14 protein-coding genes are annotated in these 12,434 nt (G+C 38.3%); 9 read left to right on the forward strand and 5 right to left on the reverse strand.

Features of this window, described 5'->3' with window-relative positions; genetic code table 11:
* The first annotated feature begins 111 nt into the window (after positions 1-111).
* Positions 112-579, forward strand: coding sequence for an SRPBCC family protein (locus IQ31_RS03610; protein ID WP_088161993.1), 468 nt, complete (start codon positions 112-114; stop codon positions 577-579).
* Between the two features lie 80 nt (positions 580-659).
* Complete coding sequence (locus IQ31_RS03615) at positions 660-1,430, forward strand: hypothetical protein (protein WP_088161992.1); 771 nt, start codon at positions 660-662, stop codon at positions 1,428-1,430.
* A gap of 68 nt (positions 1,431-1,498) precedes the next feature.
* Here the strand turns inward: IQ31_RS03615 and IQ31_RS03620 are convergent, their stop codons facing one another.
* Positions 1,499-2,608: a serine hydrolase domain-containing protein gene (locus IQ31_RS03620; RefSeq protein WP_158638790.1), complete on the reverse strand. Its 1,110-nt coding sequence runs from the start codon at positions 2,606-2,608 to the stop codon at positions 1,499-1,501.
* A gap of 347 nt (positions 2,609-2,955) precedes the next feature.
* Here IQ31_RS03620 and IQ31_RS03625 point away from each other — a divergent pair, with 347 nt between their 5' ends.
* From IQ31_RS03625 to IQ31_RS03655, 7 genes are all read left to right on the forward strand, one after another.
* Complete coding sequence (locus tag IQ31_RS03625; RefSeq protein WP_088161990.1) at positions 2,956-3,537, forward strand: hypothetical protein; 582 nt, start codon at positions 2,956-2,958, stop codon at positions 3,535-3,537.
* Between the two features lie 74 nt (positions 3,538-3,611).
* Entirely contained in the window at positions 3,612-3,824 is a 213-nt protein-coding gene (locus IQ31_RS03630; protein WP_075993143.1) for a PepSY-like domain-containing protein, read from the forward strand.
* Positions 3,825-4,097: 273 nt separating this feature from the next.
* Complete coding sequence (locus IQ31_RS03635) at positions 4,098-4,661, forward strand: dihydrofolate reductase family protein (protein ID WP_088161989.1); 564 nt, start codon at positions 4,098-4,100, stop codon at positions 4,659-4,661.
* Between the two features lie 102 nt (positions 4,662-4,763).
* Positions 4,764-6,062, forward strand: coding sequence for a spondin domain-containing protein (locus IQ31_RS03640; RefSeq protein ID WP_088161988.1), 1,299 nt, complete (start codon positions 4,764-4,766; stop codon positions 6,060-6,062).
* Positions 6,063-6,226: 164 nt separating this feature from the next.
* Positions 6,227-6,928, forward strand: coding sequence for a peroxiredoxin-like family protein (locus IQ31_RS03645; protein WP_145327123.1), 702 nt, complete (start codon positions 6,227-6,229; stop codon positions 6,926-6,928).
* A gap of 81 nt (positions 6,929-7,009) precedes the next feature.
* Entirely contained in the window at positions 7,010-7,849 is an 840-nt protein-coding gene (locus IQ31_RS03650; RefSeq protein ID WP_145327124.1) for an AraC family transcriptional regulator, read from the forward strand.
* A gap of 309 nt (positions 7,850-8,158) precedes the next feature.
* A complete protein-coding gene (locus tag IQ31_RS03655) occupies positions 8,159-9,292 on the forward strand; it encodes a hypothetical protein (protein WP_145327125.1) in 1,134 nt (377 codons plus the stop codon).
* 196 nt (positions 9,293-9,488) lie between these two features.
* On the opposite strand, the gene IQ31_RS03660 is transcribed toward IQ31_RS03655, so the two are convergent.
* The 4 genes from IQ31_RS03660 to IQ31_RS03675 all read right to left on the reverse strand — a co-directional run bounded on the left by IQ31_RS03660 (position 9,489) and on the right by IQ31_RS03675 (position 12,424).
* The gene (locus tag IQ31_RS03660; protein ID WP_088161984.1) at positions 9,489-9,971 is read right to left on the reverse strand and encodes a cupin domain-containing protein; all 483 of its coding nucleotides are present in this window, start codon (positions 9,969-9,971) and stop codon (positions 9,489-9,491) included.
* Between the two features lie 108 nt (positions 9,972-10,079).
* Positions 10,080-10,808 (reverse strand): carboxymuconolactone decarboxylase family protein, encoded by a 729-nt coding sequence (locus tag IQ31_RS03665; protein ID WP_145327126.1) that lies wholly within the window; start codon positions 10,806-10,808, stop codon positions 10,080-10,082.
* 99 nt (positions 10,809-10,907) lie between these two features.
* On the reverse strand, positions 10,908-11,348 hold the full coding sequence (locus IQ31_RS03670) for a nuclear transport factor 2 family protein (protein WP_145327127.1): 441 nt from the start codon (positions 11,346-11,348) through the stop codon (positions 10,908-10,910).
* 257 nt (positions 11,349-11,605) lie between these two features.
* Entirely contained in the window at positions 11,606-12,424 is an 819-nt protein-coding gene (locus IQ31_RS03675) for an alpha/beta hydrolase (protein WP_244294324.1), read from the reverse strand.
* Positions 12,425-12,434: the final 10 nt, after the last annotated feature.

Genomic DNA, 12,434 nt, shown 5'->3' on the forward strand with positions numbered 1-12,434 from the left:
ATGATAATAATATAGCCTCGTTAAATGTTTTTTATAGTATATTTGTAAACTAATTTGTGGTAGTGTTGTTATATTGACAAGCAATAAAGTTAGTTCAAATAAGATGAGGTAATGAGGTACAAAATATATAGAGAACAACAATTGGCCTGCGATTTGGATACCGCTTGGTCTTTTTTTTCTTCACCCATGAATCTTTCAGAAATTACACCAAAAGATATGGGGTTTGTTGTCGTCTCAGACTTTCGTCGGCAAGAAATTTCTGAGGGAATGATCATTGATTATTTGGTATCTCCGATCCTTCGGTTTCCGCTGAAGTGGAAGACCAAAATAACGCAAGTGGAAAAGAATAAAAGTTTTACTGATTTTCAACTAGAGGGACCTTATGCCTATTGGAATCATTTTCATGAGTTTATTCCGAATGAAAAAGGAGTGCTCATGAAAGACAGGGTAGATTATGAATTGCCTTTGGGAATTCTAGGCACAATTGTGCATGGAGTTTTTGTTAAAAAAAAGTTGGAGCAAATCTTCGATTACCGTTATCAGGTTTTAGAAAAATTATTTAATCAAACTAAGAATTAGTGATAACGAGTCTATTGCAGTTCACGTGACCGGCGGAAGGAGGTCAAATGAGCTTTTAAACATATTTTATGCTGTATACAATGAAGAAAATCTATCAAATAACCAATGGAGTTGCTTTGGTCATTACGGTGATTATTAATTACCTATCCAATACGGGAATTTTTAATGGGGAGACCATGGCAACGGTTTCTGCTAAATATCAAAATCTATTTACACCCGCGGGATATGCCTTTACCATATGGGGCCTCATTTATTTGGGGTTGTTTGGATTTGTAATTTATTTTGGTCCTTTTGTCAGACAGACAAACGAAAAGGAAAAAGTAGTTTTAAAAGTCGGATGGTGGTTCTTGATTTCTTGTCTAGCAAATAGTCTATGGGTCATTACCTGGTTGTATGACTATACCTTTTTGACTATTTTATTAATGATCTTACTTTTTGTGTCGCTATTAAAGATAATTCACCATACACAATCTATTGTGTTTCATGCTGCACGCAGCAAGCGTATATTTCTTAAGTTCCCTTTTCAACTTTATGCAGGATGGATTTCAGTGGCTTTGATTGCCGACATTGCAGCCTATCTCACGAAGATAGGCTGGGACGGTTTTGGATTATCAGCTACAACATGGGTTATTATCATGTTTGCAATTGCATTAATCATTCACTTATTGATGATATGGCAACGTCATATGCCCTTATTTGGACTTGTAGCTGTATGGGCTTTAATAGCAATTTCAGTTGCTAATAAATTAGTTAATAGCACTGTATATATAGCGGCTATAATAGCGGCTCTTATTGTTTTGCTAAATGTAATTGTATACTATATCCAATATCGTAAGCGACTGCCTGTCTAGTGCTTACTGGTAAATTATAGTGGTTTAGCAATCAAAGTTTAAGCTTTCCATAGTATTGTAGCCAGCTGCTATTTTATTGCTGATTCAGCAATCAATAGCTTTTGAAATTCTTTTCCGATAAATGGATTGATGACATGCTGAAATCCTTTTTGCAGCGTAAAGACAGTGATAGTCGCATCAGACTCCGGTGAATAGATGACATCTGTTCCCCACCAACCGCCATGATAGTAAGCGTTGAACCCCATGTCAAAATGATAAATTCCTAAACAGTATTTAGATTTATCTGGTGGTAAGACGTAGGTATGCATCGCTTCAAGAAGTTGTTTATCCTGAATGATTTTTCCGTCAAATACATATTGGAAAAATAGGGCTGCCTCTTTGGCTGTCGCTGCTATCCCACCGCCTCCGTACAGATCCCATGAAGGATCAATGGCATACGAGTCCCAGTTGTACTTGCTTGCGTACTGATGGGCGAGAGGCAGGGTGTTTTCAGGATATTGTTCTACGTTTATAAACCATGTCTTTGTTAGGTTTAATTCTTTGTATCTAAGTAAGTTTCGGATGGCTGCATAGAATGGCTGCTGTGTTTTTTGCTCAATAATTTCGGTAAGAAGTAAATAATTAATATCAGCGTAACTAAATTTTTCACCGACAGGCTGAGGGTTTCCGATATCGATGGATCTTTTGATCTGCTCGTCTTTTTTCCACTTATATTTAGGATGTTGATTGACGAATTCAAAATAAGCTTCATCTACATAATCTTGAATTCCCGAAGTGTGTGAGAGCAAATTCTTTATCGTAATTACCGCTAGATTATAACCATCGCTTTCAAATAAATGACGTGTTTTTTTTGATAATAAATTTGCAATTGGTTGATCAATAGAAAGTTCACCTTTTTCTACCAATCTTAGGATTGCTGCAGCGACATAGGGTTTCGTGTTGCTTGCAATCAAAACAGGCTGTTGGTCTTCTAGCGCTTGGTTCGTGCTGGTGTCTGCTACATCTTTTGCATAGCTCCAGGAAATATTATGTTTCGGTGCTTCTACATGAACAATAATCCCCACAGCATCCTTATTTTTATCATAAATAGAATCTACTTTTTGTTTAAAAACGGTCTGTAATTGAGCAAATCCGATCAACGGAGTAAATAAGGTATTTAATAACACTATTTTTTTCATATGTTCTTTTCTAAACATTGTGCCTCAGACTCAAAAACTCTCTTAGCATTTGCTAAGTATATTTCTTTGCTACTTCACTAGCAATCGCCTCTGCACCTGCAAATGCATCGACTTCGCAGTAGGGGTAACGGATTTCGTTGCCTGTTGCGCTTGTGAAAATAAGAATTAAAATAATAATCTTGATGGTTAAATATGTGAAATAGCACATCGAGCTTATTTAATAAACTGAGTCTGTATTTATTGATGTTCTATTTTTGAAGCGAAATGCCTTCGATTTGACAATAGGAGTTTGATTTTTACACATTATTTATTTTAATATCTTTGCGGTGTCAAATTATTAATTATTAATGAAAAGAAATTATTTTACACTCTTTATGATGGTGGCTTTTGCCTCGATGTCTTTTGCACAAACGAATACAGCAGTTGAAGCCAAAGTTGAGGATCACCAGTTTGCCTACAATATCCTGACCAATATGTCTTACGAAATGGGGATCGGAAATAAAACAACATTGCGCTTTTCAGGACCTTTATCAGGAAGTTTATTATACAGTAAAACATCGATAACGATTAACGATTATCATCATGAAGATTCTGAGTGGGGATATGCATTTCGTCCAGCGGTCGATATGCAAGTGCGGCATTATTATAATTTAAATAAAAGGCTTCAGAAAGGAAAAAAAATAGCACACAATTCCGGCAATTATATTGCTGGGGTGCTTGGAGCCGCTGGTCCGTCCATATTGAAAAGTGATAATATGTATGTTGCTGATTTCACCCTAACTTTAGGCGCAATGTGGGGTATACAGCGCACTTATGGCGAGCGTTTTATGATGAATGTAGGTATCGGGCCAGGTGTGAGTTTTTATGACAGCCAAAGCGAATTTACACCTATGGGCGGTATAACGGTTGGATTTAGATTGGGAAAATAGATAAATAATTCCCATTTCTTTCCCAAATTGATGGATAGGTTTAGATTATTATAACATTTTAAATCTTAAATCATATGGTCAATTGGAATTTAGTAACCGGCAAGGGTGAAAAACTTTCTTCCCAGGATGTCAGAAGGAGTATTTTAACTTTTATCATAAAAAATCATCCTGGGAATCAGGTTGAGTTTATCGAAAAAAAACGCAGTTCATATCGAATAGATATTAGGGGTGGAGATGCTCTTATTTTCGATTTCAATGGACAATTTGTGAGAACAGATCGTGACTAGCCTGCTTCGATGATCTGAAATAGACTTCATATTTTAAAAAAGGGGCGGGAGCTCAGCTTTATGCTCCCCCCTTCAACGGTAATTATCTTTAGTGGTTTGACTTTTTTGTTTTAATTCCTTCCACCTGCAATTTTATTCGGTGGCTATTATTTATTCTTTGAAACGTTAGCTTTCTTTTCTATCATTACCCCGGTTTATTTCTTGTCTTATGCAAAGCCTATTCAATGTGTAAAATGTTAGATTTACGGTGTAAAAGAAGCTTATTGGAAGGACATGAGAAAAGTAATTGCAGCATTCAATATGACCCTTGACGGGTTTTGTGATCATACAGCAGGCATTCCCGACGAGGAAATACATCTTCATTATACGCATCTGTTAAATAGCGCTGATGTCATTTTATATGGTAGGATTACCTATCAGCTTATGGAATATTGGCGGCCTTTTGTGAAAAATCCCTCAGGTGAACAATCAATGGATGACTTTGCATTGGCTATCGATAAAATTCCAAAAGTTGTTTTTTCAAACAGCCTGAAAAATATAGACTGGGCGAGTGCAAAATTGGCCGAAGGGATGCTTAAAGATGAAATATTGAAATTGAAACAGCAACCCGGTAGAGATATTTTGGTTGGGAGTCGAAGCTTAATTGTCCAGCTGATGAATCTCAATTTGATCGACGAACTTCAATTGTGCATTTATCCCGTTGTGGTAGGACAGGGGCTTTCACTATTCGAACATATAAGCGATAGAATAGTTTTTAAACTATTAAAAACAAGGTGTTTCTCTAGTGGTTCAGTCCTCCTGTACTATCAGTACAGTCCAACATCTACTTCCTCATAAATTATTCCCTCGGGAAATATCGGCAACACAGCGGGAAATTCAGATACCTACAGCTCCTCCCATGAAATTTACATTTGTAATGTAATTTAAAAAGAATTCATTATGAAACATAAACATTCAATTTTGTGGGCTATGGCAGCAATCCCTTTGCTAATTATCGCTTGCAATAAAAATGATGCTATGCCATCAACGTCGGCGACAACTATTACGATAGAAAATGTATTGGATTCAAAACTATTGGTCGAGTCCGGTAGCTTTAAAAACACTGGTGCTTCGCCAGTGGTTATGCCTGGCGAAGCAATTTCCATTAAGTTTTCTGCAGCCAAAGGACAAGCGCTGAGCTTTGCAACGATGTATGGTTGGTCGAATGACTTGTTTTTTGCTCCCGAAAATCCTGGCATAAAGCTGTATCAGGACAATGGAACTCCGGTTGAGGGCGATGTTTCGGCACAGATTAAATTATGGGATAATGGTACTCGTATCAATCAGATGCCAGGTGCAGCTGTAATTCACCCGGGAACAACAGAAACTGCTCCAAGAGCTATTACGGAAGTAAACGGAACCGATGCACAGGGCAATACTTATGCTCCAGCTTCTACTTTAATGAAAGCAACACTTCATTATGAAGGTAATTCCAATTTTACACTTATAATCACTAATGTCTCGGGCGGTACGACCAATCCGACCCCCTTCAGTCCCGGAGTTTGGGCAATTTCATATAGCGTGGGAGGGAACCTGTTAAATCCTAATCCATTATTTGAAGTAGGAAAACCAAGTGTAAATGGCTTGACAAATATTGCGGAGATGGGAGACAATAGCGTGTTGGGTAATTACATTAATACACAAACAGGTATTTTTACACCATTATCTCCAGTTTTGGTGGTGCTATATAAAGGCATCGAAAACCCAATATATAAAATCGGTGAAAATGACCGTGGTAAAGGACTGAAAGATTTAGCGCAAAAAGGTGATGCATCGGGCCTGGCGGCTTATCTTAAAACACTCTCCGGTGTAAAAGCGGTGTATATCCTTCCGGCGGCTAGCTCAACAGTATTACTTCCTAAAATCGGAGCGCAGGCAGGAAGTAGCGTTTCACAGCAGTTAAGTATAGCGAGTGGAGATCGAATTGCCATTGCAAGCATGTACGGCCTTTCCAACGATTGGTTCTTTGCAACAAAAGATAATGGAATTGATGCAACAGTAAAAGGAGATGTATCCTATTCAATCGGATTGTTTGACAATGGGACAGCGATTAATCAGTTTCCCGGAGCTGGCAATGAGCAGGCAGGATTAGGTGGCACTCCTGTGACCGAACGTAAACCAATTGGAGAAGTGCCTAATCCAAATGGGTTCACCACACTGCCATCAATTTCTAGCATTATTAAAGTAACAATCAACTAATTTTTGAGGCCGGTTATACGAACGAAAATCTCGTGGCTATTATTGTCCTTATTAGAGACAGGACGATCAGCAACCTATTACATGCAGTGGCTAAAGTATCGATTGAGTTTCCACGGGCAAAAAGTATCGATTCAATATTTATTAAGTAATAAACGTGTTATAAAATGAAAAATCCTATAAAAACAAAATTAGCTGCGTTTGTTGCGCTGCTGTTGTTCACGACCTGCATCGCAAGCATAGCCAATGCGCAGGCGCGGTCCAGCATGCGGAGAGCTGACAGCAGGATAGATAAAATGGATATGAAGCAAATCCCTTATCGAATTCCGCAAAATCCGGAAGACATCAGTCCGTTATTGTGTGGAGAAAAAATACCGATGGCAGGATTGGTAGACGTTTCAGGTAAAAGGTTTGATCTCAATAGAGCGATTTCCCAAAAGCCGACCATTTTGGTTTTCTACCGCGGTGGCTGGTGTCCTTATTGTACCAGACAACTTTCGGGCTTACAAGAGGCCTTTCCCGGCTTGGAAGAAATGGGGTATCAGTTGATTGCCATAAGTACAGACGAATCCGAGGGATTAATGAAAGCTGTAGCGAAAGAAAAATTAAGTTATACACTTTTATCGGACGCAGATCTTTCACTGTCGAAACAAATGGGGATTGCGTATAAAGCTCCGAAAGACTACTGGGAGATGCTACCGAAAACAACTGGAGGCAAAGACACCGACTTGCTGCTTCCGGTTCCATCAGTATTTATACTTGATCAAAAGGGAACAATTCATTTTGAATTTATCAATCCCGATTTTAAACAAAGATTATCCTCCAATCTGCTGCTTGCTGCTGCAAGCAGCCTTAAAGAAGATCTGTAAATTTCTAGCTTGTGGGCGTTAGGCTCTTACAAGAAAATGATTAAATTTAAGCGTATTGAAATGTCGTAAGTAAATGACAACATGATTAGGGAGTATAGCGATAACGCAACAGCAGCACTGTTTGTGATGCACAGTGACAACAACCAGTTTTCAGGCAGGGGACTTCGTAATGCGAATTCCCTGCCAATCAATACATTTATTTATAATAAGGGCGGCGAACAAAAAGTGACGATCGATGAGATCAGCTATACGATGCCATCAAGGTGTATACTTCCTTTGGTTTCCAATCAACATTTTGTATTTGAACAGCCCGATGTGCTGACTGCCTGGCAGTTTAATAGGGAGTTCTATTGTATCGTTGACCACGATGCTGAGGTCGGTTGTGTTGGTTTTCTGTTCTATGGTATTCGACATCCAATGTTCATTGTATTAAATGAAACTGCTGTGGAAGAAATGTCTCATCTGGAGAATGTGTTTTCAAATGAGATGATGGTAAAAGATAATTTCCAGGGTGAAATGCTGCGCACCCTTCTTAAGAGAGTGATTATCAATACCACAAGGATAGCAAAGCTCCAAAGTGAAAGTTATCAGCTATTCCCCGACGAAAGAATGGATATTGTGAGAAAATTTGCGTTGCTACTGGAATGTAACTTTAAAGAGGAACATGAAGTCAGGTTCTATGCCGCTGCACTCAACAAATCACCAAAAACGCTAAGCAATGTATTTGCGCTGTTGAAACAGTCGGCGCCATCTATTCTAATCCGCAACAGAATAATTCTTGAGGCTAAAAGGTATCTCCATTATACCGAGAAGTCAGCGAAAGAGATAGCTTACGAACTTGGTTTTGAAAGTCCTGCTCATTTTAGCCGGTTTTTCAAAATGTACTCCGGAACAAATATTTCTGCGTTTAAGAACCTTTGATCATTATTGCGTTTAAATACAGACGGTCATGTTGACCATGAATAAGAGGTGCTATAAATAATATAAAAAAACGGCAAATACTGCCCTATAATTTTCTTTGTTTTCAACAATTTGTGTGCTAACTTATGACCTATAAAATCTTCAAAAATAGGAATCGATTCATTGGTCAAAAGCTTCATATGTTTAAACTTTCTATAGCCCGTATCAGGATTGAATCAAAGTAATACGACGGTTTTGTTTTAGTTAATTAGAATATAAAAAATAACTAGCATTGTCCGGGCTAAATGAGTATCTTTCAAAAAATAGATAATGAAAACCAAAATCCTAATTTTAACCCTATTTATTGCCAATTTCGGTCGTGCACAAACCTCATTAATGGATAGTTTAATTCAAAATAACTATTCGACCTTTAAAAAAAACAATAAGAACGCTTTTGACGGCAAAGGATGGACTACTTTGCTAGATGAAATCAGAAAAAACAACTCCGTATTATTGGGCGAGCAGCATTTCACCAGCGAAATTCCTTATTTCACAAACGCGGTTGTCAATAATATTAAGTTCGACAACTATATTCTGGAAATTGATCCCTATACAGTCAATACAATATCAAAGAAAATTAAATCCTTAACTCCTCCTGAACTGGACAAATTTCGCAATGAGTCGGGTTCTGCCTTATCTTTTTTACAAGGTGAGGCTGAGTTTGACTTATTTAAAAACATAGTAGATCAGAATGTCAAAACCTATGGCGCTGAACAAATTAGTTTATTTTCAGATCGTTTGCTTTTTTCGGAATTAAGTATGCAATCCAGAAGTGCTAAAGCAAAAGAAATTTATACACAGATGATTGCTAATTCTGCTGCTTTTGACACAAAAAATAACACCAGATTCTATTTGTTCTCTGATGATTGCTTAGAAAAAATAAATGCATTGACCGCTCTCAATTTATCCGCCATTGAGAAAGAACAGCTTGAAGCGCTAAAATTAAGCAGAGATCTATATTTAAATCGAATTCATCGTTTAAGGATTCAATATATCAAACATCTGGTTTTTGAGAAGCTTCCCGAATGGAAAGACAAGAAGAATCTTTTCAAATATGGCGCTAATCACATGCCTAAAGGAGAGAGTTTAATGGAAGTATTCGATGTTGGTAACCTGGTTGCCAATATTGAAGAGGCAAATTACCGGAAGTCATTACATATTATGCTCATCGGAAAGGGGGAGGGTGAAACATTGGCTGATTTGGATCAATATAAATCGTTTTTAACCGTTGTAAAAGATGACAATTGGTATGCTTATAATTTGAGACCTTTGCAACAAGCAATCTCTAAACAGAAGCTTAAGGTAGAGGATTTGGAGCTGGAAAGAATTATAAAAGGTTACGAATATTTGGTTTTCATCCCCAATATTACCAAAACACCCAAAAGCGGTAAACAGGATCATTAAATCCTTTTCAAAAGCCGGCTTTTTATAATACAGCCGGCTTATTTGTTTGATTCATATAGATCCTTCCAATTTTTGTCTATAAAATTGACATGCTTATTAAGTATACATTTTCTAACCGATATTGAATGCCCACTTTCGTTTATTCAGGCCGAAAAGGATGAATATATTACTATCGAGAAAAGAGATCTTATTTAGGTTAATTGTTATACTCTTGATCTGTCACAGGTTTAAGCCATACTGTTTCTCCCTTTTCCCTGCCTGTAATGGCAATCTGTACAAAAGCAGAATCAGCGCTCGCGCCATGCCAATGAGGAACATCTATTGGGCATTTTACAACTTCTCCTTTACGGAGGATTATTTTTTCCTTACCTTCTTCCTGATAGAAGCCGACACCATCCAATGCCAGAATAATCTGTCCCGCCGGATGAGAATGCCACTTGGTCCTGACACCAGGCTCAAAGGTCACACTTCCAACAGCATTCTGATTGATCCGATCTGCGGTTACTAGATTATTTAACCACACTGTTCCTGTGAAATTGTCATTTGTAATCCTTTCACCTTTTGAAAAAATAGGATCATGCGTTCTGTGCTGTTCAGTTTTTTGTGGTTTGATCTGTTGAGTACATGAAATTGCCAAGATTCCCGTCAGAAATAGTATCGTTGTATTGTTTAAATTCATGATTTTAAATTTTTAAATAAAGTTTATCCCCAAGTAACCCATTTTAGGCTCGTTTATTTTTTTGTTATAGTCGCTTTAATGACCGCAAATTTTATAGTAGCAGTTAGATTACTTTCTATTCGCTAATACTTCATCGAATATTTTTTGTGCAACTATAGCCTCTTTTTTGCCCACAGTAGATTTAATAATAATTATAAACTGCTGTAATTGTTCTTTCGATAAACCTACATTTAAACAAATTGCCAAATGCGATTTCAGCATCGGTTCCACGCCGCCTATGCTGGCTAGTACAGAGATTGTTACCAGTTCTCTTTCAGCGTAGGTAAGAATATCCCGTTCAAAAATATCAGCAAATAGATGTTCCTTTAAAAATAGTTCAATAGTTGGAGCAAAAGCAGCATAACCAGTTTTTGGATCTTTTTCGGTTACTCCTGTAAGCTGTTCCAAAATCGCTTTGCCACGATCATATTTTGGCTGGTCATTTTGAATAGGTGATGCTTCAGGGCCTGTTGGATCATTGATGCCCTTTGTCTTGCGCTCCTCAAGTACGGCCATCAGGGTTTGCAATCCACGTATACTACGAGGAAAGCCGGCATAAGCATAGAGCTGTATGATGCTTTCCTTAATCTGATTACTTGTCAGTCCGGCATCGAGTCCTTTGTTGAGTGCATCTTTTAATGTTGACAGGTCACCTTTGGCCGCGGTGGCCGCAATGGTAATAAGACAACGTTTTTTGTTATTTAATGGCGGATTTTCGCGATTCTGACTTGCGTATAACACGGAATAAAAGCAAAATAAAGTGAATAATAACGCAATAATATACTTTTGTTTCTTCATGATCATTCTCTATTAGTGATTCTTTCTATTTCATCTCTTTTTGGAGTAGAAAGACTAGCGATGGCATTCTTTACGAAGATATCACTGGTTGAATCGTTATTAGTTCCCAGGAGTAAGTAGTTTGGTGAACGACAGTGATCCTAGTTTCCAAGTGCCATTTTGTTTTACGTAGACTTCCGTAACCATAAAGGGATTGGTTACCTCGTTACCACCAACGATAGCAAGTAGGTCGATTCTATTGAGTAGGATAGCTGTATTGTCAATGATATTGACTGATACTTCATGGATATCAGCCTTTTTATACCAGATTCCGCCACTTTTTATGACATTAAGTTCCCTTTGTTTTCCCCAGGATCCCCCCATGTGGACAAACATTGAATTTTCATGAAAAAGGCTGTCCAATGTACCGACATTTTTGTTGGCCATCCATTGCCATTTATCTTTTGAAAGTTTGATGATTTCCTGATCAGCAGGCGATTGTGCAAATGAGATCTGAATTCCGAAGAGGGCCAAACAGAGGCCGAGTAATAATTTTTTCATAATCATAATAAAATATAGTGTATTTTTTATTGAAGGTTCTGGTGATAAAACTCAACCAATTTATTTACAGCTTTTGTGACGTATTCCTTTTTCCAGTAAGTTTCAATGTGTGTAGCTCCTTCTAGTAAAAAGAGCGCTTTGTTTTTTGCGTTTTTAGCCTTTGAAAAAGCCTCATCGGTCATATACTTGGTATCTGCCTTGCTTCCAGCGATCATCAACAAGGGCTGATCGATTAGTTCGATACCATCGGTCGCATCTCATGTCATCAGATCCATCAAGCTGCTGGTTGTATATAAAAACGTTGAATTCCGATGGGCGTGCGTCCGATAATAATATTCAAATCCTTGCCGATAGAGATCTGTTGGAGTTTTGGCGATCTCTTCGTCGGTTATACTAGCTACGCCAGAATACTTGATTTCTCCGCCTGCTGCCTCCTGTGCCCGGGCATCTGATGCCTGTTTCAATCGTTGCTCGATTGTATTTTGCTGGGAATTTTGAAAACCGTTGCGTCTCACTTCACCAGAGTTGAACATGCTCAGTGTAGCAACAGCTTTTAGCCGTTTATCAGACTGTGCTGCTTTGAGGGTATAACCACCGCCGCCGCAGATCCCGAGTGCACCGACACGATCCGGGTCGACACCAGCGTAACCAGCGATATAGTCTGCCATGCCATGGATATCCTCTGTTCTGAACTGGGGTTTGTCGGTATGGCGGGGTTCGCCACCGCTGGCTCCCTGATAGGCGGCGTCTGCGGCTATTGTAATGTAACCCGCTTCTGCAAGTCGCTGTGCATAAAGACCGGCAGTTTGTTCTTTGACCCCGCCATTGGGATGTGCGACTATAATGGCAGGATATCTTTTTGAAGGGTCATAATTCGTCGGAGTATATACATTAGCAGCGATAGCTATTCCGTTTAATTTATAGCTCACAGGATGTATATTTACTTTTCCCTTTACATTTTCCTTTATAGCATCACCATACACAAGGCCAAATGGATTTTTTGATTTGTCCTGTGCTTCTGTAATGAGCCCCGTTGCCATAAACATGGCTACGATGATATACTTGATTTGTTTCATTGATTGTAAT

This window comes from Sphingobacterium siyangense, assembly GCF_007830445.1.
Lineage (GTDB): Bacteria > Bacteroidota > Bacteroidia > Sphingobacteriales > Sphingobacteriaceae > Sphingobacterium > Sphingobacterium siyangense.

Bases quoted from the DNA above. Each gene is read 5' to 3' on its own strand.
- IQ31_RS03610 (WP_088161993.1), top strand. From the start codon at position 112: ATGAGGTACAAAATATATAGAGAACAACAATTGGCCTGCGATTTGGAT.
- IQ31_RS03665 (WP_145327126.1), bottom strand. From the start codon at position 10,808: ATGAAGAAACAAAAGTATATTATTGCGTTATTATTCACTTTATTTTGC.
- IQ31_RS03620 (WP_158638790.1), bottom strand. From the start codon at position 2,608: ATGAAAAAAATAGTGTTATTAAATACCTTATTTACTCCGTTGATCGGA.
- IQ31_RS03635 (WP_088161989.1), top strand. From the start codon at position 4,098: ATGAGAAAAGTAATTGCAGCATTCAATATGACCCTTGACGGGTTTTGT.
- IQ31_RS03640 (WP_088161988.1), top strand. From the start codon at position 4,764: ATGAAACATAAACATTCAATTTTGTGGGCTATGGCAGCAATCCCTTTG.
- IQ31_RS03645 (WP_145327123.1), top strand. From the start codon at position 6,227: ATGAAAAATCCTATAAAAACAAAATTAGCTGCGTTTGTTGCGCTGCTG.
- IQ31_RS03655 (WP_145327125.1), top strand. From the start codon at position 8,159: ATGAAAACCAAAATCCTAATTTTAACCCTATTTATTGCCAATTTCGGT.
- IQ31_RS03615 (WP_088161992.1), top strand. From the start codon at position 660: ATGAAGAAAATCTATCAAATAACCAATGGAGTTGCTTTGGTCATTACG.
- IQ31_RS03660 (WP_088161984.1), bottom strand. From the start codon at position 9,971: ATGAATTTAAACAATACAACGATACTATTTCTGACGGGAATCTTGGCA.
- IQ31_RS03670 (WP_145327127.1), bottom strand. From the start codon at position 11,348: ATGAAAAAATTATTACTCGGCCTCTGTTTGGCCCTCTTCGGAATTCAG.
- IQ31_RS03675 (WP_244294324.1), bottom strand. From the start codon at position 12,424: ATGAAACAAATCAAGTATATCATCGTAGCCATGTTTATGGCAACGGGG.
- IQ31_RS03650 (WP_145327124.1), top strand. From the start codon at position 7,010: ATGATTAGGGAGTATAGCGATAACGCAACAGCAGCACTGTTTGTGATG.
- IQ31_RS03625 (WP_088161990.1), top strand. From the start codon at position 2,956: ATGAAAAGAAATTATTTTACACTCTTTATGATGGTGGCTTTTGCCTCG.
- IQ31_RS03630 (WP_075993143.1), top strand. From the start codon at position 3,612: ATGGTCAATTGGAATTTAGTAACCGGCAAGGGTGAAAAACTTTCTTCC.